Here is a 20370-nt window from a genome sequence, read left to right as displayed (position 1 = left end):
CTTGGTTTACAAATTTCTCTGATTTTTCTTACTTATAGCTTATATCGCTAAATTTCTAAAAGCAAGACTCAACTTAACAATACCAATCATATTCATTGCTCATCTTAGCCCTTTCGCTTATGATTAAGAAAATAAAAATATTTGGGAGGAAGGCTATGATTGATCAGCTTAGAAAGTATTTCCTATGCTTGCTACTTATCTTTATAATGATTCCCTCAGTCCAAGCTCAAGAAAGTGACCCCGATTTAGCCGATATTCTGGAAAAGACGCTAGAAAGTTATCAAGATTTAGAAAATATTCAATTTCAAATGAACTTGTCTTTCACTAAAGAAGGTACCGAGAATCTCGAGGAAAGTTTCGAAGCTCAACTTCCTTTGGAATTGCAAGTACAACCCGATTTTGCCCTCAAAGCCAAATTAAAGATCTCACCCATCAAAGATTTAGGAATCGAGGAGAATGCTTTTGCAGAAGCGTTTTTCATTCAAAATAAATTCGGTTTACGCTACACTTATTTAGATCCCGAAGTAAACGCTGATCCTTGGATTGAATCCTATATCGGCCAAGATATCGAGTTCACGGACATTGTTCAGATGTTGGAAGAAGAATGGTTTCCCTATATTGCCCAGCAAGGTCAACGGATGGTCGCTTTAGCGAGAGATCCCGAACTGATTAAGAATTTCACCATGAGTCAGACAGACCAAGATTATCAGATTTTATGGAAGCTTAACTATACACCAGATCAATGGTGGGCCATCTATCAAGCCTTATACAAAGAAGCTACATCTCAAGGAATGGATCCAGAGGATCTACTATTATCTAAGGATGAAGTCGAAGATTATGCTCGTCTGATCAATGAAGCCAATATTCAGATCCATTTCCTAGTTGACAAGGAAACTCATAGCTTTAATTCCATCACCATACATGGTCAAAATACACTTGAGAACACATCGGACCAAGAAGAATTGTCTGTCTCTTTTGATCAAATAAAGCACAATCAAGATCTTAATTTTGAAATCCCCAAGGACTTTAAAAACCAACCCCCTTCTTATGAAGAATAATCAGACAAAATGATAGCCAATCCGATTAGACTTTAGTGCTGGTTCGGATTGGCTTTGATTAATTATTTTAATATATATTCGGTGTAGATGTCCGTTTCAGGATCTAAGCGGATAGCGATGGAAAGACGATCTTCACGTGACTTAAAGAGAAAGGCCTGGGCTTCAGGGAAGTTACTATCTTCAGTTGGATTCCATTCGATTTGTTGACTTACCTTAATCACTTTAACCCGCGAACAATAAGCTGATTTTAATTTAATTTCTTGTTCATTTTGTGCCTGGATACTTACTAATCTTTGGCTAATTTCATCATCTTGGCTCCGAAAGATAATTTCATTCGCTTGAGGATCTAGATAGATTTCACTGGGCCGAGTCACTACGTGACTGATAAAGGTCAGCGGTTGTTCTAGTGAGTCTGCAGATATAGTTTGACCTGAAACTTTTGTATTGGCTGAGATAAATACGGCCACCATGACCATAATAAGCCCTAGACCCTTTAAAAATTTATGTTTTTTCATCATTCTCCCACCCTCCTTTCAATCTAGATTAAGGCTTTGAATCCATCAGACGTAATTCACTCTAATTAATAACAATATTGCCATTCTCGCGCAGCAGAATTTCGACCGGACGCTCTTGTGATGAAAATTGATGAGGGGATAGCACTTGAGCATAGGCTCCAGCATTGGTAATCATTAATACATCACCGATTTCCAAACGTTCTAGCTCAATCTGCTCGACAATCAGATCGGTTCCGGTGCACAAATTACCGACCAGATTAACTCGTTCTTTGGTTTTTGAATCGCCTAAAGGAATAAAATCAAAGGCATCGATTTTGGTAAATAGGGGTTCACTGGCCATCGGTTGTTCATCTTGGCTGTATTTAGCGACAAGCTGGGCTAGTGAAGGCCGAATGAAACCATTCAACGTATTCTTTAAAATCAGGAAGGTCTGACCCTGAGATAACTTACGATCCATCACCCGACTGGCATAATAACCATGGTTCCCTACTAGATAACGTCCCACTTCGATAATTAGGTTGACATCAGGAAAGTCCTCTTTAAAGTCCTTCATGGCTGGCTGAAGTCCTTGTTTTAATTGATCTAAATCAAGTCTTGAATCTTGACTACTATAAGGAATACCGATGCCAGATCCCATATTTAAATAGGTCAAATCCATGCCCGTGTGTTCTTGAATGCGCCGAGCTAATCTAAATAAATTCTGATAATAAGTTAATAGCACTTCAGCTTGCAGTTCTTGACTACGCAAATGGATATGCAGACCGACAATCTCTACGTGATTTAATCTTTCTTTCTGGGCAAAATCAATAAATTGATCTTCATCGATCCCAAATTTCGATGCTGTGCCAGGCCCACCCTCAAATGAGATGGCCGGGTTAATCCGCACGCCAATCTTCACTGCTTGTTCTAGGTCTTGAGCAATCTGCTCAATCCGACGAACCTCAGCCAAACTATCGGCAATAATCATCGACTTATCCAGAGCAGCGATAATTTCATTATCAGATTTACCCGGAGCTGAATAATAAATCTGATCGGGCTTTAACCCTAATCGTTGTGCCCGATATACTTCTTGTAAACTGGCCGCATCCGCCCCATATCCCTGCCGGAAAATACTCTGATTGACATCCATATTGGCGTTACATTTCATTGAATATAAGAAAGAAATTTCAGGGAAAGTGACCTGTAACTGATTGGCAGCCTGAATAATTCCTGCTTCATCATACAGATAGAAACTTTCAAAATCCTGGCTCAATGCTTTAATCTTCTGCTGAATCTCCATAAATTACCTCCTAATATGACTTAGTTTAATTATAAGTCAAGGTGGCTGAATCTGCTAACAATTTGGGTAAATGAATCAAGACACCAAAAAAGCTGGCCTTTTTAAGCCAGCTTGAGTAATTATTCTTTAATTTGGTCGGCCACCGTAAGGACCGGTTCATAGTCGGGTTCTTCCGCAATTTCAGGGACATATTGAGCATAAACAATATGTAATTCAGGGTCGACGACAAAGACTGATCGCGTTAAGACAGTTTTGCCACCTAAATCAATTTCAATCCCCATGGCTTGACCGAATTCTTGATTGGTATCAGATAAACTAGCCACATTCAATTGATTATCGCGATTCCATTGGTTAAATTCATCAACCGAATTTCGACTGGCTGTGATAAATTGATACCCTTTATCTTTCGTCGCATCTTGAAAATGTTTCGTCTGCAATTCGCAGGTACGAGTTAATACATCTGGAACGACACTTAATACAGTGACTTTACCTTTTAGCAAATCATGTAGGCTAACTAATTCGCCTTGTCCATTCTTCATTTGTACGTCTGGAATTTGTTCTCCTACTTGAACTGGATTTCCTTGAATTTCAATGGGTTTCCCTTTAAAAGTTACTTGCATTCAAATCATCCTTTCCTTCTTCATAACTTAATTATCAGATAATCTAAGTCGTTTTGCAATATATCTGATTTTAATTATATTAAAGCAGGTCAGAAAATTCTTGCTGTTCTTTTAAGAGGTATGCTGGATCAATCACTGTGGTTTGGACATTGGCCAAAGCCTCTTCAATTAAAGATTCCAAATCTAACTTAGCTTCTTGGTCTTCGATGACTGCTAATTTGGGCTTGGTATGAGGAGAACGAGGCGCAAAGACTGTACAACAATCCTCGTAAGGTTGATTGGACAAGTCATAAGTGCCGATTTCTTCGGCTAATTTAATGATATCATTCTTATCGGTTGCAATCAGCGGTCTTAAGATCGGTGTGGAAGTCACTTCATTAATCACCTGCATACTGGTTAAGGTTTGCGAAGCCACTTGACCTAAGGACTCCCCATTAATGATGGCCTGACCTTTTTGTTGATGCATCAATGCTTCAGTAATTCTCAACATGATCCGTCGCATGACCGTCATGGATTCATTCTCATGGACCTGATCACGGATAGCCTCTTGAATCCGAGCAAAAGGAACCGCATGGAAAGTAATCGGCATGGCATATTTACTTAACTGGGCCGTTAATTTCTTAGCTTTCTCTAAAGCTTGGGGACTGGTATAAGGTGGACTGGAGAAATGAACCATCTCAAGTTCCATCCCCCGTCGGATCATCAAGTAGCCCGCAATCGGCGAGTCAAAACCGCCTGATAACATCAACATTCCTTTGCCACTAGATCCATAAGGCAATCCTTGCATCCCTTGATAAGAATCTAGACTTAAATAGGCATAATCGCCCTGATGAATGGAGACCGTCAAAACATAGTCGGGATGATTCAAAGAAACATTGAGTTCTGCAAAATGATCATCTAAATCTCCACCAACAATCCGCTGAATATCATAGCTATCATAAGCAAAGGTCTTATCAGATCGCTTGGCCACTACTTTAAAAGAATCCCCCTCTTTGAGATTCAAGGCTTGGAAAAGCTGGCGAGCTTGGTCTTTAATTGCTTCTATATCTTTGGCAACCTGATATGAGGGTTCAAAGCGAGTAATGCCAGGAATCTTCTTCAATATTTCAATCATGGTTTGATAGCTTTCTTCTTCCCACTCGATATGCATAAAGTCATACCAAGGTTTGATTTTGATCGGGCCTATTAAGTCTTTGGTCTGATAGCGAATATGGTCGGCCAGTCTCTGTTGGAACAACTTGCGATTTCGTCCCTTTGTTGAGAGCTCTCCATAGTGAACAACAATACGTTTCATAGGACATCCTTTCTAGGCTTGGAATGCTTGACTAATCTTAGGTATTTGGCCAAGTACATAGTTCAGTTCGTCTTCAGTGGTATATTGTGACATACTCAGTCGAACAGCGGAATTCGAAATCTCAGCCGGTACTCCCATTGCCGTTAAACTGGCGTGGGCTCGGTGTTGGCGACTGGAACAGGCACTGGTTGTTGAAATAAATATATCAGCCTGTTCAAAGGCATGGAGAAGCACTTCACCAGGAATCGGTGGCAGAGCCGCACAGATGATATGCGGACTAGCTTGCTCTTTAGCAAAAACGTGCCAGCCACACGTTTCGAATTGTTCAATTATTTGTTGGCGAAAGTTGCTCAACTTTGCTTGCGTTTGATGTTGCCGTTCTGCCGCCAAGCGCAAAGCTTTAGCCGTAGCTACAATCCCCGCTAAATTCTCGGTACCAGAACGCAGTGATCTTTCTTGGCCACCTCCATAAATCATCGGTTGAGAGGCCACCCGTTGTCTCTTAGCAAAGATACCTACCCCACGAACAGCATAGAATTTATGACTGGATAAAGACAAGCAATCAATTCTTGGATGGTGTAAATCATTCAGGCAAGCTGTTACGGCTTGAACTGCATCAACATGCCAGATGATTTGTGGATATTTATTCAATATTTGACCAATCTTGGTTAAAGGCTGTCGACTACCTACTTCATTATTGACTGCCATTGTCGACACCGCTAGTACATGCTCGTCTTTCAAAGCCTCTTCCAAAGCGATTAAGTCAATTTGGCCTTGGTCATCGACTGGAATGAGTTCGAATTGACAAGCAAAATTCGATAAGATATCCAGTTGTCTCAACATCGAAGGGTGTTCTATCGCCGATATTAAGACTTTGGCTTGATTCTTCGAACGGCGCTCTTTCAAAGCCGGCACTACCGCTCTTAAGAACCAATTATTGGCCTCACTTCCCGAAGCAGTGAAGTAAATCTCATCTTCCTTAAAAGCCAAAATATCCGCAATTTGTTGCCGGGCTTGATTTAATAAAGCCTTGGCCTCTTCACCTAAACGATGGGCACTGGAAGGATTGGCGAAATATCTTTCAGCCACCTTTTGATAAGTCGTCAAGACTTCCTCTAAGGGTTGGGTGGTGGCGCTATTATCAAAATAATACATAGAGTTCCCCCTTATCAAATTAACAATCAAAAAGAATAAAACGAATCATAAGTCGATGACCTACGATCCGTTTTTCGGTTAAATCTACAGACGGCTTTGTTTCTCTTGGTGATACATGCGACGGACTTGAGTTGGTCCATCTGGATCCACCCGCCGAAGAACTTTCTCAATTACATTTAAAGCTTCTGGATATCTAAATTCATCATAGAAATAATGTTCAGCATCACGAATGGCCCGATCCATTTCCGGCACATCATAGCGGAAACGATTGGAATGTTGAATCATGTATTCCGTAAGAGCAGAAGCATCGACAATTTGCTCAGTCGTTTCTTCCAACTCGCTCAGATCGTTCTCTAATTTGTCAGCAATCTGTTCAATCTCATTCATATCAATTCGAACCCGATTCAACTGCTGAGAGAGAAATTCAATTTGGTCTGTCACATTATAGAATTTACTATAGTACGATTCTGGTAAACCAGGCAGGTGTTGCTTTTCAAGTCGGCGCTTCATATTACGCATATCCAGCTCATATAAATCGAGATTAGATTTAGCTTCTTTCTCGCGTTTATTTAATTCTCCTAGACGGGCGATAATGGCTTGTTGTTTTTCATCAATGTCGCTAAGTCTTTGACCAATTTTGCGGATCATTTCAGCGACATTGGAATAAACGGCATCTCTTTCAACCAGTGAATTATCTAGGTCTATATACTTGCGATGCTCGGCAGAAATTTGATCGGTGAGTTCATTGATTTGATCCACTTCATTCTCATGTAATAAGTAAGATTGAGCGATACGATCCACCTCGATGCCTGCATAACGATTGTGTTCCATCACAGCTTCAATCTGTGCTTTAAGTTGGTTCAAATGTTTATTCACATAGTCCTTGGCCTGAATTTCTGACTCTAAGTATTCATACAAAGCATTGATTTCACGTTGAGATTTATCCATCAGGATTTGGGCATCGGCTAAATCGGCATTCTTTATTTCTGATTTGGCTTCATTTAATTTCTCACGAATTTCGTCAATATCTTCGATGACATGATGATTCTCAAAGTTGAAATGTTGGTCTAGCATTTGTTGATAGCCATCTTTTAAATCATCTAAGGCATCTTCGTAATCATCTTTAATCTTTTCGTACATTTTCGGTATTTTTTCCAAAATGTCTTCTAAAGTCGAAATTTCTGTTTCAATTTGATCCAACATGGCTTCGGCTTCGATATGGTCCCCTTCCGTGGTCACTTCATTATAACGAGTGAAGTTGAGTTCCATATATTGTAAGTTTTTCTCCAATGTTTCAATAGCTGGTCCATAATCAAAACTATGGTTCATCACATTCTTACGTGCTTTATTGTATCGATCTAAGAAACCTTCATGACGTTCATGGTTGGTTTCTGGTAGTTCGAGTAAGGCAGTCAGCTCTTCATGAAGCTCGTAGACCGCGCTTTCTGTTTCATCGAGCATTTCGCGAGCCTCATCTAGGGCTCTCTTAGCTCGACCAAGATTCATCTGCTCGGTATATTGCTCTGCGCCTACCAAGGCAGCTTCAATCTCAGTAAATTTGAAATTAGTCATCGTTTGCCAAGAAGCCACCAAACTTTCATACTTACGTTTGGTTTGACCAGCAAGATCCATATTCTTGAGGGTGAAAAGCTGATCTGCCACAGAGACACTCATCATGGCTTCTTTACGTTCTTCTAATTCAGTAATTTCTTTGTTCCGTTGTGTTTTTAAATAATATATAATGCCGAGAACTACAACGAATAAAATCACTAAGATAAATAATATATCGGTAAATGTTAGTGACATGTTTCCGCTCCTCTACTATCAATTGCCTATCCCATGTGGTTTATGAGTATGGATTATCATCCTAAATTATATCATTCAATTACCCTTATTTAAAGGCAAAAATGCCTCTGTCAACTTATTTCGACAAAACATAGCCATTCAAAAAAGAAAACAGGTAAGAATCAACGATTCCTACCTGCCTAAGATACTTTATGATTAACCTAATTTGTTGTAGTATTCTACGACAAGGGCTTCATCAACTTCGGCATTAAGTTCGCTTCGTTCTGGTAAACGAGTCATCTTACCAGATTTGCTCGCTTCATCATATGATACGAAGTCTAAACGAGATACCAAGTTCTCAAGATTTTCTTTAATCATTGCTAAATCTTGTGATTTTTCACGAATTGAGATGACTTGTTCCGGTTGAACCAAGTATGATGGGATATCAACTCGTTTGCCATCCACTAAAATATGACCGTGGTTAACCATTTGACGGGCTTGACGGCGAGTAGCGGCAAAACCTAAGCGGAACACTAAGTTATCTAAACGAGTCTCTAGAAGGCGCATGAAGTTTTCACCGTGCTTACCTTCCATTTTGCCAGCTTTCTTGAATAAAGTAGCAAATTGACGTTCATTTAATCCATACATAAAACGTAATTTTTGTTTTTCTTGCAATTGCATACCATATTCCGATAATTTGTGGCGTGCATTACCATGTTGTCCTGGTGGGAAAGGACGTTTAGCCAATTCCTTTCCAGATTCAGTTAATGAAATACCTAATCGACGAGATCTTTTCCATGATGGTCCAGTATATCTTGACATAATATTATTCCTCCATGATTTGATTTGGAGTAAAATAATTGATAAAAAACCGAATGCGTGCAGTTGCCACGATACTTTCACCCTTGCAGCCGCAGTTACTGATATCCCTTTTGGTTGTCAACTGTTGACGCGCTTTCTTTTTTTACGCTGCATTATTTTACACAAAGGATAATATAACATAAGCTCGGACCAGACGCAAGGACTAAATTAAATTTATTCAGTTAAAGTCAACTTTCAAACACATCAATCATTAACTTGCCATAATCATGGCTTCGACCAAACTGGCTGCAGTGCGTCCGGCTTCGATAATGAATTGATCGAAATCGATTGAAGCCGATCCATCAGCTTGGTCTGAAATTGCCCGAATAATGACAAAAGGTACGTTGAAAATACTACAAGTTTGGGCAATGGCTGTGGATTCCATCTCACAAGCCCGCGCCCGGGGAAAATTCTGGCGGATTTTCTCACGTCCAGCTTGATTGCCAATAAATTGGTCGCCCGATACAATCGTACAGATGACCGGTTCTTTATTTAACAGACGGGCTTGAGTTTGAGCGGACCGAACCCAGACACTATCAGGGAAATATTCCGCTGGCATACCAGCCATCTGACCTAGCTGATAGCCAAAGCTAGTCACATCGACATCGTGATAACGAAAGGCCTGGCCAATCACAATATCGCCCACCTTCAAACCAGGGTCCAGAGCCCCTGCTGAGCCGGTGTTGATAATGACATCAGGCTGACAATGCTGAATAAGCAAAGTTGTCGAAATAGTAGCATTGACTTTACCAATGCCTGACTTCATTAAATAAATTTGATGTTTGCCGAGGTAACCTGTCACAATTTCAAAATTGGCCACCTGAATCATTTCTATTTTACTTAAGCGTTCTTTCAGCAATGAAATTTCTTCTTCCATGGCGCCGATAATTCCGTACTTCATCTTTTCCTCCTTTTAGACTAGAAATGCTATTAACAGAACTGCTAGCAACAATATGCCGACGATGATAATTCCGTTATTTAGAAAGCGGTCAATCTTAGCTGAATACTTAGCCCGGTGCCCCATCTGCTGAGAATCATATTTATCAAGACGAGATGGACCTGCACTGCCCTCTGGCCAGAGTTCTTGATTCGTTTCATTATAGGCATCATAAGCTTCGGATTCTTGAATTGTCTGGCCTTCTGAATTCCATTTAGCTTGGTCTAAGTCTGCATCATCCCATTGGTGTACTTCATCCGGCCAATCTTGTCTTGAAGATATTAACTCTTGGCGACCGAAATCCTGATACTTTTCTTGACCCTCGGCCATATCATCTTGAATCCATTCATAGTAATCCTCATCTAATTGATTATCCTGGGCAGAATAAGGATCCCTCTCCAAGGAATTTGGATTCAGGTCAGAAAAATTAGACTGACGCTCTTCCTCTCTAGCTGTCTTATTTCTTAATCGTTTAAAGAGTTTCATGATCTTCTCCTTGCTTTAACCAAATTTCAAGCGCATAGCGTGTCTTCAAATCGACCGCTTCTTGTTGACGTAACCAAGATGACACCGCTTCTTGAGTAGACAAAGAGGTAGTCACATTCTCATAGTCATCTTGCTCTAATTCTGAATCTACCAGATAAGCCTGCTTGGCCCAAAATAAATGAATCACTTCATCAGTAAATCCGGGTGACACCCAAAAAGAACCTAAAGTTTGCCAATCTTCACTTCGATAATTTGTTTCTTCTTCAAGTTCACGCTTGGCTGCTTGCAGGGGTTCTTCCAACTGTCCGTTTACAATGTCTAGGAGACCCGCTGGGATTTCTAATAATTTCCCGGCAGTAGCCGGCCGATACTGTTTAACCAGAATGACTTGGTTCTCAGCCGTTGTGGCTAAAATAGCAACTGCTGGCAAATGATGAATCAGATCACGTTGAACCTCCACACCAGGTTCGATTTCAATTTGGTTGGCATGAACTTGAAATATTTTACCATCATAGATCGTTCGCTGACTTCTTAAGCGCGGATCTTGTAAGAATTTAATATAGGCTGGATTGGTTTTCATCAAAGGACTCCTTTCCGCTATCATAAATTGTTTTTTCCTTATCTTTAGAGAACATAGGTCTTGGGTCTGATTAATTTCCACATATTCATGATACTATGAAGCTAAGGAAATACATAGAATATTATTAGACTTTTTTCAGTCCAAGGAGGATAGCCATGATTTTCTTAATCAACCAACTTCCCTTACTTATTATAGCTTGTCTTTTTTTGAATCGAATTTATATACAATGGACGCAATCGGGTGCCATCGATTTCAAAGGACTTTTCAGACATTTCTTTTTGAAACCTAGTCTGATTATATTAGCATTAAGTTTTATTTCAACGATTTTCTTTTCCTTTATTGGTTTTTGGGTTTTTCCTTTAATCAGATATCTAACGGCTAACATCATTGGCTTATTTTTAGCCACCGGTGGTCTCACTTTTGTCTTTGGCCTTTTCGCTCAGAAGAAACAAACGATGTTTACCCTGTTAAATTATGGGATAAGTATTCTGATGATGACATTCATGATGAGTTTCATCGCCCAAGATCATTATTATTATGATTTTTATGAAGAACCCTATTTTATCTTGATTATTAGCTCGACGTTGATAGCTTTGGCCATTGGTTTAATCTGTGCCCTTTGTCTCTTCGTGGGAAGCAAAATAGTCTATCTCTTGGCCAAAAAAAGACGTCATACAGCGAATAAATCTGGACTCTTTAGCAAACATCAGCAGAAAATTCACAAAACTTCAAAAGATATGAAAGAACATTACCTAGCCCAAGGTCTGGATAACCAAGAAATTGAATATTTCCGTGAGCAAATGGCTCAAGCCAAAAGTCAAATTCAATCAATCACTCAAGAATTTCCCCAAACCGCTAAATTACGAGCCATTGAAACCCGACATAATACCATTCGAGTCAGCCAGTCTTTCTTTAAAGATATTGTCAATCAGCCTAAGCGGTTAAGCGATGCCAGTCAATTTCTCTACAAATTCTTGCCTTCTCTGCAGGATTTGATTGCTAAATACAATGAAATTAACCAACATATCGCCAAAAATAAACAAACTTATCAAATTCTGGATAAGACAGCCTTAACAATCGACCAAGTCTGCCAGCAAATCACTGATGAATATATTCTATTCCATCAAGATACCTTTAATGAATTGAATGATGAAATTAAACTCGCCCACCGGAATATCGAACGGCGCCAACATCAAGAGAACCTTGATCAATCCGTCGATGATTTACTCGATCAGTTAATTCAAGATGAGCAAGAAACAGATTCAGGAGGAGAAATGAATGAGTAAGGAAGAAATCAAACAAGAAACCATGCCAACCACTAAGGATGATCAATTATTCGAAGAGATGATTCAGAAACAAGATCCCTTAGGAGATATTGATGATTTACTAGCGAATCCCTTTGATACCGCTGAGAAGGAGAGTCCATCCTTTAATCAAAATCTGTCGCAAGCCGAAATTCTAGCTCAGAGAACTGTTTCCAATGAGCATTTAATTGATCGACTCCCCCAACACCGAAAGAAACAAGCTTTGGCTTTAGCCGAGCAGATTGATGAAGATAATATGTCAGCCATTATTGCTTATGGAGCTAATGCTCAGAAGAAATTAAGTGAGTTCTCTCGCTCGGTCCTCCAACATGTTCAATTTAAGGATACCGGTGAAATTGGTGATAGTCTTGCTGAATTGATGGGCCAACTTCAAACGACTAACCCGAAAGACTTAACAGCTGAACCGAATATCTTCCGCAAACTCTTTGGTAAAGTTCGCCAGTCCATTTCCGAAACCCAGATGCGCTATCAGAAAATCGGTGCTTCGATTGACCGGGTCGCGATAAAATTAGAACGGGAGAAAGATGAACTGCTTAACGACAATTTAATGTTAGAGCAATTCTATCAAAAAAACAAAGACTACTTCGAGGCTTTGAATATCTATATTGCTGCTGGCGAAGTCAAGATGAAGGAATTACAAGAAACAATTATTCCGCAAGCCATCGAAGAAGCGCGTAACAGTCAAAGTCAAATGGATGTCCAAAAAGTCAATGATCTCAATCAATTTCTTGATCGTTTGGATAAACGGACGCATGATTTAAGACTTACCCGGCAAATGACCATCCAACAAGCTCCTCAAATCCGTTTAATCCAGAATACTAACCAAGTCTTGGCAGAGAAAATTCAAGTATCGGTTCATACTGCTATTCCCCTTTGGGAAAATCAAATTACTATTGCCTTAGCCCTATTGCGTCAACAACAAGTTTCTTCTTCACAGCGTATGGTCTCTGATACCACGAATGATTTACTATTGAAGAATTCAGAAATGCTTAAACAATCTACGGTGGATGTAGCTCGTGAAGCTGAACGTGGTATTATTGATTTAGAAACCTTGAAACAGACCCAAGCTAACCTAATCGGTGCACTTGAAGAAACCTTGGAAATCCAGGAAACTGGTCGTCAACAACGTCGTCTGGCTGAACAAGAACTTTCTTCAATGGAGAATGAATTACGAAATAAATTATTGGCTATCTCTAATGAACAGAAAGCACGTGCTCAAGTTCAACCCAATACCGATCAAGATCCCTATAATTTCTAAGTCTGGCCATAATAGCTCAACTTAATTTCAAGCCCATAACAATAGCCTGTCGATTAAAAAAATCGACAGGCTATTATTTTTTCTATATTCTACCCTATATTCATCTACCAAATTCTTGCTTGATAAATCGACAAAATACCTTTCTTATTTCAGCTATTCTCGATTAAAGCACATATGGGTCATCTTGCCAAGAAGATAGGCTACTTGGATCTTCCACATTGGTATCGCGACCTTCTGCTGGCAGGTCTTTAGCAGATTCTGGCCAAGCTGGTTCGGTTGGTTCTTGAAGCATTTTATCCCGGTCACGATCTTCTTCCCATTGTTTGCGACTATCAGATACATTAGGCTCTAAATCAACGTCATTAATCTCGATACCCAAGGCCATTGCGACACCCTTACCATATTCAGGATCGGCTGCATAACAATTACGGATATGACGGTACTTAATTTGTAAAGTAGAATCCCCCATATTGCGCGCAGTATTCTCACAAAGCACCAATTGTTGGTCGGCGGTCATCGCTCGGAATAATTGGCCAGGTTGTGTATAATAATCGGAATCATCTTCACGGAAGTCCCAACGCTTAACTGTTCCGCCTTCATCTGGCGTTTGTTCAGCACTTTGGTCATCTTGCCAAGCTCCATATGAGTTTGGTGAATAGTGAAGTTCACTCCCTTTATTTCCATCGACCCGCATCATGCCATCACGGTGGAAGTCATGAGGATGTTCAACCCCTTGAGGAGAGTTCACTGGAATTTGATGGTGGTTAACTCCCAAACGATAACGTTGAGCATCGGCGTATGACATGACCCGCAATTGCAACATTCTATCCGGACTGAAAGCAATCCCGGGTACCACATTAGCAGGGGTAAAGGCAGCTTGTTCAACGTCTTGGAAGAAATTATCTGGGTTCATATTCAGTTCCCACTCGCCGACTTCAATGAATGGGAATTTGTCTTTCGGCCACATCTTGGTTAAGTCAAATGGATTTACTGGATAGACCTTGGCTTGTTCTTCAGTCATCACTTGAATATATAACTTCCATTTAGGGAATTGGCCGCGTTCAATGGCACTATATAAGTCTCGACCATGACTTTCACGGTCATTAGCATTTACCATAGCGGCTTCTTGGTCGGTTAGATTTTGAATGCCTTGTTGGCTACGATGATGGAATTTAACCCAAACCCGTTCACCCTTTGCATTCATCATAGAATAAGTATGGGAACCGAATCCATGCATATAGCGGAAAGAAGAAGGAATTCCACGGTCAGACATGGTAATCGTCACTTGTAATAGACTTTCTGGTAGAGAAGTCCAAAAGTCCCAGTTGGTATTCGGACTCCGCATATGGGTTCTCGGATCACGTTTAACCGCATGGTTTAAGTCGATAAATTTCATTGGATCACGGAAGAAGAAGACCGGCGTATTATTACCCACGATATCCCAGTTACCATCTTCAGTAAAGAAACGAACGGCAAAACCACGAATATCCCGTTCAGCGTCGGCTGCTCCGCGTTCTCCAGCTACGGTAGAGAAACGAGCAAATACTTTACAAGTATTGCCAACTTTATCGAATATTTTGGCCTTAGAGTATTGGCTAATATCATTTGTAACCTTAAACTCACCCCAAGCTCCCCAACCTTTGGCATGCATCCGTCTTTCAGGAATGACCTCGCGATTGAAATGAGCATGTTTTTCTAATAACCAGGTATCTTGAATGGAAATATGACCACGTTTACCAGAGGTCATGGCATCTTCATTATTATCTACGGGTTGTCCACCAGCACGACGGAATTTATCATAATTGACACGATTATTCAAACTAGAAGTAGGTTCAACTTTATTTTTATCCATTGGATTATTCATTTCTTTACCTCCTATGATTGTAAATAACTCTACCGCAGATATTTTTTATCTAATCCCTTCTTTCCTCTCGAAACCGTTAACAATTTCTACTTTTATTATATCATTTCTCCGTCGTCCTTCAAGACCAAATTAGAATTATTCTAAGATAATCCGGTTTTCAAAATGGTTCGCTCGCGCAAAATCGCATTCATTGACCTGTTCCCTAAACACTTCGATGAATTTATCAACTAACAGTACTTATATTATTTTGCTGTCATCTAGCGTCACTTAACTCGTATTCAGAATCTAATTTCCACAAAAAACGCTAGTCTACTCTTTGTTTTCAGAGTATTCTAGCGTTTTTCCGATAAATTTATTCTCTTATATAACAATTGGTAGCTAAATCACTGGGTTCAATTATTCAACGGCTTCTTCAAAATATTCTGGGAAATGCTCAGTTAAAATATCATAGCAGCGTTGACAAAGGTCTGGCGCTTGAGCAATGCTACCCACTTCTGGCCGGACTGCCCGACAGCGTTGACAAACATGGCCATCCGCCGGCTCAACTTTAACTTTCATGCCATCAAATTCTAAAGCATCTTCAGGTGCCCGATCCAGGACATCGATTTCGAATTGTGAGACAATGAGTAATTGATTTAAGGATGAACTTAAAGTTGATAATTGTTTGATGGTTTCTTCATCGGTAAATAATTGAACTTTAGCTTCAAAAGATTTTTTGATCGGATGTTGTTGATCGTTCTTAGCTTCTTCGAGACCTTTGCGGACCACACTTTGAATTTGGAAGAAGATATCCCAACGTTGAATCATTGCTTGGTCTTCAGCTCGATGGTGGGCTTTAGGCAGTTCAGTTACTTGAACATAACCATCTACACCTGGTAATTCTTTCCAAGCTTCTTCCATCGTATGAACCAGGATAGGGGTTAACATTGGAATCAAATCGCGCAGAATTTGATACATAACGGTTTGCATGGCTAATCGTTCTTTTGATTTGGCGGCTTCGATATAAACAATATCTTTTGCGAAATCCAAATAAAAGGCAGAAAGATCAACGGTAATGAAATTAATCACTTTCTTATAAATTTCAGAGAATTTATAGTGCTCATAAGCTGCTAAAATTTCATCCGTTAAGACTCTAAACTTAGCCAGCATATATTGATCGACTAGATTCAAGTCAGCTTCTTCTATTTTATCTTTTTCCGGATCAAAGTCACTGGTATTAGCCAGCATAAAGCGAATGGTATTACGAATCTTCCGGTATGATTCAGAAATTTGTTTCAAGATTTCTTTAGAAATACGTACATCCGATTCATAGTCCACACTGGCTACCCATAAACGAATGATGTCTGCCCCATATTCCTTCATAATATCTTCCGGCAAGATAACATTCCCAATCGATTTAGACATTTTTTGGCCTTTACCATCCATCACAAATCCTTGAGAGAGGACTTCTTTATAGGGCGCTTGATGATTCACAGCTACTGAAGTCGTCAAACTGGAGTTAAACCAACCCCGATATTGGTCGGATCCTTCTAAATACATATCAGCTGGGAAAGATAAGTCTTCACGTTGTTGAAGAACACCCGCGTAAGACGTACCCGAATCGAACCAGACATCCATGATATCTTTTTCTTGACTAAACTCGCCATTTGGACTCGCTGGATGAGTGAATCCAGCCGGTAACAAATCTTTAGTGTCCCATTCGAACCAAATGTCACTACCATGTTCTTCAACTAAGTCAGCCACATGATCAATGACCGCTCGATCAAGAATCGCGGTTCCATCTTCGGCATAGAAGATTGGCAGCGGAACACCCCAAGCACGTTGACGGGAGATGACCCAATCTCCTCGGTCCCGAATCATATTATGGATCCGTGTTTGACCAGATGGATGGTGCCATTTAACCTGATGGTCGACGGTATCCAATAATTCATCTCGAAAAGCATCAATCGATGCGAACCACTGCGGAGTCGCTCGATAAATCACCGGTTTCTTGGTACGCCAATCGTGTGGATAAGAATGGACAAATTCTGAATAATGCAATAATGAACCATTCTCTTCGATCATCTTTAAAACTTCTTTTTGGCCTTTTAAATAGAACATACCTTCTAATCCATGAGCTTCTTCGGTAAAGTGACCGCGATAGTCTACTGGCGACAAGATGTCCAAACCATACTGTTTACCAATTAAGTAGTCATCTTCCCCATGACCTGGTGCGGTATGAACCAGCCCGGTCCCGGTATCTAAAGTAACATGATCACCCACCATGACCAGCGATTCACGATCATAGAATGGATGGTAGGCTGTCATATATTCCAAATCCTGTCCTTTGAAACGGTTTAGGATTTCGACATTGGTCCAATCTAGAATCTCACTCACTTCTGCCAAAAGATCTTGAGCCAGAACAAATTTTTCTTGACCTACTTGTACCAAGACATACTCTGCGAGCGGCGCAGCCGAAATACCCAGGTTAGCCGGCAAAGTCCATGGTGTAGTGGTCCAAATAATAAATTTAGCGTCTTTAGGCAAAAGGTCCTTGCCATCTTTCACTTTAAAAGCCACGTAAATAGACGGTGAAGTCACATCTTGATATTCAACTTCAGCCTCAGCTAGCGAAGATTCACTTGAAGGTGACCAGTAAATTGGCTTCATACCTTTATAAATATAACCTGCTTCAGCCATTCTAGCAAAGACTCTTAATTGTTGTGCTTCAAACTCAGGTTGTAAGGTAATATAAGGATGATCCCATTCACCGGTCACACCTAGACGCATAAAGTCAGCTTTTTGATTTTCAATCTGCTTCATCGCATAATCATGACAAAGCTTTCTAAATTCAGAGATTGATAGGGTCTTGCGGTCTACTTTATCCGATTTAGCGAGTGCCGTTTCAATAGGTAAACCATGCGTATCCCAGCCAGGAACATAGGGTGCTCGGAAACCATTCATTGATTTGAAACGAACAATGAAATCCTTACTTACCTTGTTCAAGGCATGCCCCATATGAACCTTACCATTGGCAAAAGGTGGGCCATCATGCAAGATAAAGGTAGGCTTTCCTTGATTCTTTTCTTGAATTTTTTGATAAATATTTTGCTCGGTCCATTCCTCTTGTAAAATTACTTCCTTCTTAGGCAAGTTGGCTCGCATGGCGAAATCTGTCTTGCCTAAGTTTAACGTCTCTTTCATTTTCATTTAGAAATCCTTCTTTCTATCCCAAAATAAATCCAATAAAAAAACGCCCCCGCAAAGGGACGTCAAAAACGTGGTACCACCCAATTTTCATTCATTAATGAATGCTCAATCATGATAACGCTATGAGCGGCATTTACTACTCATCCTTTCATAAATGCAAAGAGGTTTGAGGATAAATCTTAAATGAGTAACCGTTAGGCTCCCACCTTCCCTAACTCGCTTAGCGTATCAAATAAGATTCTTGTTCAAACTAGTCATCTTGTTTAGGTAAATCAATTCGAATGGTTTGGCCGAGAACACTTTCTGATGGTTTTTCTGGTTCAACCGTATAGTCGGTGCCTTCAACATGTAAATGGTTTGGATCAGCACTGGTTTCTTCGATATTCTCAGTCACTTGATCCGCGGAATTTTCAACCTTATCTCGTTCAGACACATAGGACATATCGCGAGGCACAAAAATTGTCTGATCTTTATCTGGAATCATTTGCTCTGCTTGGTCAAAATCTTCTTGACTATTCTTTTCGATTTGATCCACACGTTGAGAAGCTCGTTCCGTAGCTTCACGGAAATCTTCCACTTTAAGCTCAGATTCAAAGGCTTCATCAAAGAGTACCTTATACTCTTCACCAGAGACGATATCAAGTTGTGAGCGAATCAAGTTCTCAAGCCGTTGACGATAGGTCTTACTTGATCGTCTTAAGGCTTCAGTCTCAGTCACAATATTTCGAGCCCGGTCAGAAGCTGTTCCAACAATTCGGTCGGCTTCTTTCTCTGCTTCAAAGAGTATCAATTCAGCTTCTTTACGTGCATTTTGTTTAAGACGATCAGCAGCTTCTTGGGCCACAACAATGGAAGAATTTAAAGATTCTTGTAGTTGGGCAAAATAAGCATTTTTCTCTTTAGCAGTGGCTAATTCTTGTTTTAAATCATGAATTTCTTGAATATTGCGCTCATAATCAGCGACAATAATATCCAAATAATCATTGACTTGGTCAGTATCGTAACCTCTAAATCGAGTATTGAACTCCTTATTTAGAATTTCATTCGGGGTAAGTCCCAAAACCAACACGTCCTTCCTGATTGAAGTTAATTATCATAATACTAGCGAAGCAAGACTCTTATATTTAAACGAAAGTTGCCCTTCTTAGTCGGTTCAAACATTTGATCAATCCAAAAACGGCCAAACTTTCTTAAAGATACAATATCATTCTCCCCAATTTCCCGATCAGGGCGTTCCATGGGGACAAAATTTACCTTTACCATGCCAGCTGCGATGTAATTTTTAGCACGTTGCCTAGAAAAATTATAGACTTTGCCAAGTAAGGTGTCAAGCCGCAAGGAAGAAGCAATCACTGTGATCTCCTCCCAAGTCTCATTGGATTCTAAGATTTCAGATAAGGCAATCGGCTCTAAATGCACCCCAACATTAGCAATCTTTCGAACCGAATTCATAATATAATCGGCCATGGTCTGATCCAATATGATATGCCAGGATGAACCATCGGTAATAATATCACCGATACGATCACGTTCAATCCCAGAATTTATTAAGCTTCCAAGGATTTTGCCATGACTTAATTCCCCAAATTTTTGAGGGTAATTGATATTTAACGCAGTTAACTGGTAGTCCGCTTCTAAAGGTTGATAATATAATGGATAAATAATTGCCCGTTGACGTTCCGCACCCTGATAAGCGCCAAAAGAACTCACTTGCAGATCTTCAGAGCTGGCTACCATTTGTTTAACAATCATCAATTCTCTAGGGGTAAGAAACAAAGTGACATAGGGCGCAAAAGAAGATACAACTTGTTCAATCCAACCAGCCACCTTGTCAATAAATTCATATTCTTCTGGTCGATAGTGCTGATAGATGTGGTCCATATTACTCCTTCTAGGCTAACCAACTTAGCAAAGTAAATAAACCTTGCTTAATTAAATCTAAAACAAATATAGCGATGATCACATTAAAACTAATGCCCGCGATGGGTGGAATCAAACGGTCGAAAATATCAAGATAAGGACGTACTAAGCGTCGGATAATCTGTCCCAAAGCTGATTCGCGTCCGTTAGGAAACCATGATAATAAGGCATAGATTACTAAAATAATACTATAAATATTGATTGCTTCATTAATTACTTTATAAACTACAAATAATGACAAAGT

Annotated in this window: 18 protein-coding genes; 3 read left to right on the top strand and 15 right to left on the bottom strand. The window is 40.0% G+C overall.

Annotated features, from left to right (window positions below):
* Positions 1-155 precede the first annotated feature (155 nt).
* On the top strand, positions 156-1058 hold the full coding sequence (locus BMX34_RS06245) for a hypothetical protein (protein ID WP_092571925.1): 903 nt from the start codon (positions 156-158) through the stop codon (positions 1056-1058).
* A gap of 62 nt (positions 1059-1120) precedes the next feature.
* On the opposite strand, the gene BMX34_RS06240 is transcribed toward BMX34_RS06245, so the two are convergent.
* The 10 genes from BMX34_RS06240 to BMX34_RS06195 form a co-directional block, all read right to left on the bottom strand.
* Positions 1121-1576, bottom strand: coding sequence for a hypothetical protein (locus tag BMX34_RS06240; protein WP_092571924.1), 456 nt, complete (start codon positions 1574-1576; stop codon positions 1121-1123).
* Positions 1577-1634: 58 nt separating this feature from the next.
* Entirely contained in the window at positions 1635-2852 is a 1218-nt protein-coding gene (locus BMX34_RS06235) for a diaminopimelate decarboxylase family protein (protein ID WP_092571923.1), read from the bottom strand.
* 119 nt (positions 2853-2971) lie between these two features.
* Positions 2972-3472, bottom strand: a complete 501-nt coding sequence (locus tag BMX34_RS06230; RefSeq protein ID WP_092571922.1) for a redoxin family protein — start codon at positions 3470-3472, stop codon at positions 2972-2974.
* A gap of 79 nt (positions 3473-3551) precedes the next feature.
* Positions 3552-4766, bottom strand: coding sequence for a tRNA uracil 4-sulfurtransferase ThiI (gene thiI / locus BMX34_RS06225; protein WP_092571921.1), 1215 nt, complete (start codon positions 4764-4766; stop codon positions 3552-3554).
* 12 nt (positions 4767-4778) lie between these two features.
* Positions 4779-5921, bottom strand: a complete 1143-nt coding sequence (locus BMX34_RS06220) for a cysteine desulfurase family protein (RefSeq protein ID WP_092571920.1) — start codon at positions 5919-5921, stop codon at positions 4779-4781.
* Between the two features lie 84 nt (positions 5922-6005).
* Positions 6006-7727 (bottom strand): septation ring formation regulator EzrA, encoded by a 1722-nt coding sequence (locus BMX34_RS06215; protein WP_092571919.1) that lies wholly within the window; start codon positions 7725-7727, stop codon positions 6006-6008.
* A gap of 195 nt (positions 7728-7922) precedes the next feature.
* On the bottom strand, positions 7923-8528 hold the full coding sequence (gene rpsD, locus BMX34_RS06210; RefSeq protein ID WP_092571918.1) for a 30S ribosomal protein S4: 606 nt from the start codon (positions 8526-8528) through the stop codon (positions 7923-7925).
* Between the two features lie 250 nt (positions 8529-8778).
* Positions 8779-9468 carry a 5'-methylthioadenosine/adenosylhomocysteine nucleosidase gene (locus BMX34_RS06205; RefSeq protein ID WP_092571917.1) on the bottom strand — a complete coding sequence of 230 codons (690 nt, stop codon included), beginning with the start codon at positions 9466-9468 and terminating at the stop codon, positions 8779-8781.
* 12 nt (positions 9469-9480) lie between these two features.
* Positions 9481-9990 carry a hypothetical protein gene (locus BMX34_RS06200; RefSeq protein WP_092571916.1) on the bottom strand — a complete coding sequence of 170 codons (510 nt, stop codon included), beginning with the start codon at positions 9988-9990 and terminating at the stop codon, positions 9481-9483.
* A complete protein-coding gene (locus BMX34_RS06195) occupies positions 9977-10570 on the bottom strand; it encodes an NUDIX hydrolase (RefSeq protein WP_092571915.1) in 594 nt (197 codons plus the stop codon). The genes BMX34_RS06200 and BMX34_RS06195 overlap by 14 nt, the downstream gene beginning before the upstream one ends.
* A gap of 155 nt (positions 10571-10725) precedes the next feature.
* Between BMX34_RS06195 and BMX34_RS06190 the strand changes: the two genes are divergently transcribed.
* Both BMX34_RS06190 and BMX34_RS06185 read left to right on the top strand, forming a co-directional pair.
* Positions 10726-11856 carry a 5-bromo-4-chloroindolyl phosphate hydrolysis family protein gene (locus BMX34_RS06190; RefSeq protein WP_092571914.1) on the top strand — a complete coding sequence of 377 codons (1131 nt, stop codon included), beginning with the start codon at positions 10726-10728 and terminating at the stop codon, positions 11854-11856.
* Positions 11857-11914: 58 nt separating this feature from the next.
* Positions 11915-13153, top strand: a complete 1239-nt coding sequence (locus BMX34_RS06185) for a toxic anion resistance protein (protein ID WP_092571938.1) — start codon at positions 11915-11917, stop codon at positions 13151-13153.
* A gap of 163 nt (positions 13154-13316) precedes the next feature.
* Here BMX34_RS06185 and BMX34_RS06180 read toward each other — a convergent pair whose 3' ends face one another.
* The 5 genes from BMX34_RS06180 to BMX34_RS06160 form a co-directional block, all read right to left on the bottom strand.
* Entirely contained in the window at positions 13317-15017 is a 1701-nt protein-coding gene (locus BMX34_RS06180) for a catalase (RefSeq protein WP_092571913.1), read from the bottom strand.
* A gap of 396 nt (positions 15018-15413) precedes the next feature.
* The gene (gene ileS / locus BMX34_RS06175) at positions 15414-18206 is read right to left on the bottom strand and encodes an isoleucine--tRNA ligase (RefSeq protein ID WP_092571912.1); all 2793 of its coding nucleotides are present in this window, start codon (positions 18204-18206) and stop codon (positions 15414-15416) included.
* Between the two features lie 250 nt (positions 18207-18456).
* A complete protein-coding gene (locus tag BMX34_RS06170; protein WP_159428868.1) occupies positions 18457-19272 on the bottom strand; it encodes a DivIVA domain-containing protein in 816 nt (271 codons plus the stop codon).
* 35 nt (positions 19273-19307) lie between these two features.
* A complete protein-coding gene (locus BMX34_RS06165; protein WP_092571910.1) occupies positions 19308-20087 on the bottom strand; it encodes a YlmH family RNA-binding protein in 780 nt (259 codons plus the stop codon).
* 10 nt (positions 20088-20097) lie between these two features.
* The gene (locus BMX34_RS06160) at positions 20098-20367 is read right to left on the bottom strand and encodes a YggT family protein (protein WP_234971683.1); all 270 of its coding nucleotides are present in this window, start codon (positions 20365-20367) and stop codon (positions 20098-20100) included.
* Between the last annotated feature and the right edge of the window lie 3 nt (positions 20368-20370).

This window comes from Ignavigranum ruoffiae, from assembly GCF_900110675.1.
In the GTDB taxonomy this organism is placed as follows: Bacteria; Bacillota; Bacilli; order Lactobacillales; family Aerococcaceae; genus Ignavigranum; species Ignavigranum ruoffiae.
The sequence above is the reverse complement of the archived record's forward strand: the minus strand, read 5'-3'. Positions and strand labels throughout refer to the sequence as shown.

What these genes read in the sequence shown, in the direction of transcription:
- BMX34_RS06245 (WP_092571925.1), top strand. Translation starts at nt 156, where the DNA reads ATGATTGATCAGCTTAGAAAGTATTTCCTATGCTTGCTACTTATCTTT.
- BMX34_RS06240 (WP_092571924.1), bottom strand. Translation starts at nt 1,576, where the DNA reads ATGATGAAAAAACATAAATTTTTAAAGGGTCTAGGGCTTATTATGGTC.
- BMX34_RS06235 (WP_092571923.1), bottom strand. Translation starts at nt 2,852, where the DNA reads ATGGAGATTCAGCAGAAGATTAAAGCATTGAGCCAGGATTTTGAAAGT.
- BMX34_RS06230 (WP_092571922.1), bottom strand. Translation starts at nt 3,472, where the DNA reads ATGCAAGTAACTTTTAAAGGGAAACCCATTGAAATTCAAGGAAATCCA.
- thiI (WP_092571921.1), bottom strand. Translation starts at nt 4,766, where the DNA reads ATGAAACGTATTGTTGTTCACTATGGAGAGCTCTCAACAAAGGGACGA.
- BMX34_RS06220 (WP_092571920.1), bottom strand. Translation starts at nt 5,921, where the DNA reads ATGTATTATTTTGATAATAGCGCCACCACCCAACCCTTAGAGGAAGTC.
- BMX34_RS06215 (WP_092571919.1), bottom strand. Translation starts at nt 7,727, where the DNA reads ATGTCACTAACATTTACCGATATATTATTTATCTTAGTGATTTTATTC.
- rpsD (WP_092571918.1), bottom strand. Translation starts at nt 8,528, where the DNA reads ATGTCAAGATATACTGGACCATCATGGAAAAGATCTCGTCGATTAGGT.
- BMX34_RS06205 (WP_092571917.1), bottom strand. Translation starts at nt 9,468, where the DNA reads ATGAAGTACGGAATTATCGGCGCCATGGAAGAAGAAATTTCATTGCTG.
- BMX34_RS06200 (WP_092571916.1), bottom strand. Translation starts at nt 9,990, where the DNA reads ATGAAACTCTTTAAACGATTAAGAAATAAGACAGCTAGAGAGGAAGAG.
- BMX34_RS06195 (WP_092571915.1), bottom strand. Translation starts at nt 10,570, where the DNA reads ATGAAAACCAATCCAGCCTATATTAAATTCTTACAAGATCCGCGCTTA.
- BMX34_RS06190 (WP_092571914.1), top strand. Translation starts at nt 10,726, where the DNA reads ATGATTTTCTTAATCAACCAACTTCCCTTACTTATTATAGCTTGTCTT.
- BMX34_RS06185 (WP_092571938.1), top strand. Translation starts at nt 11,915, where the DNA reads ATGATTCAGAAACAAGATCCCTTAGGAGATATTGATGATTTACTAGCG.
- BMX34_RS06180 (WP_092571913.1), bottom strand. Translation starts at nt 15,017, where the DNA reads ATGAATAATCCAATGGATAAAAATAAAGTTGAACCTACTTCTAGTTTG.
- ileS (WP_092571912.1), bottom strand. Translation starts at nt 18,206, where the DNA reads ATGAAAATGAAAGAGACGTTAAACTTAGGCAAGACAGATTTCGCCATG.
- BMX34_RS06165 (WP_092571910.1), bottom strand. Translation starts at nt 20,087, where the DNA reads ATGGACCACATCTATCAGCACTATCGACCAGAAGAATATGAATTTATT.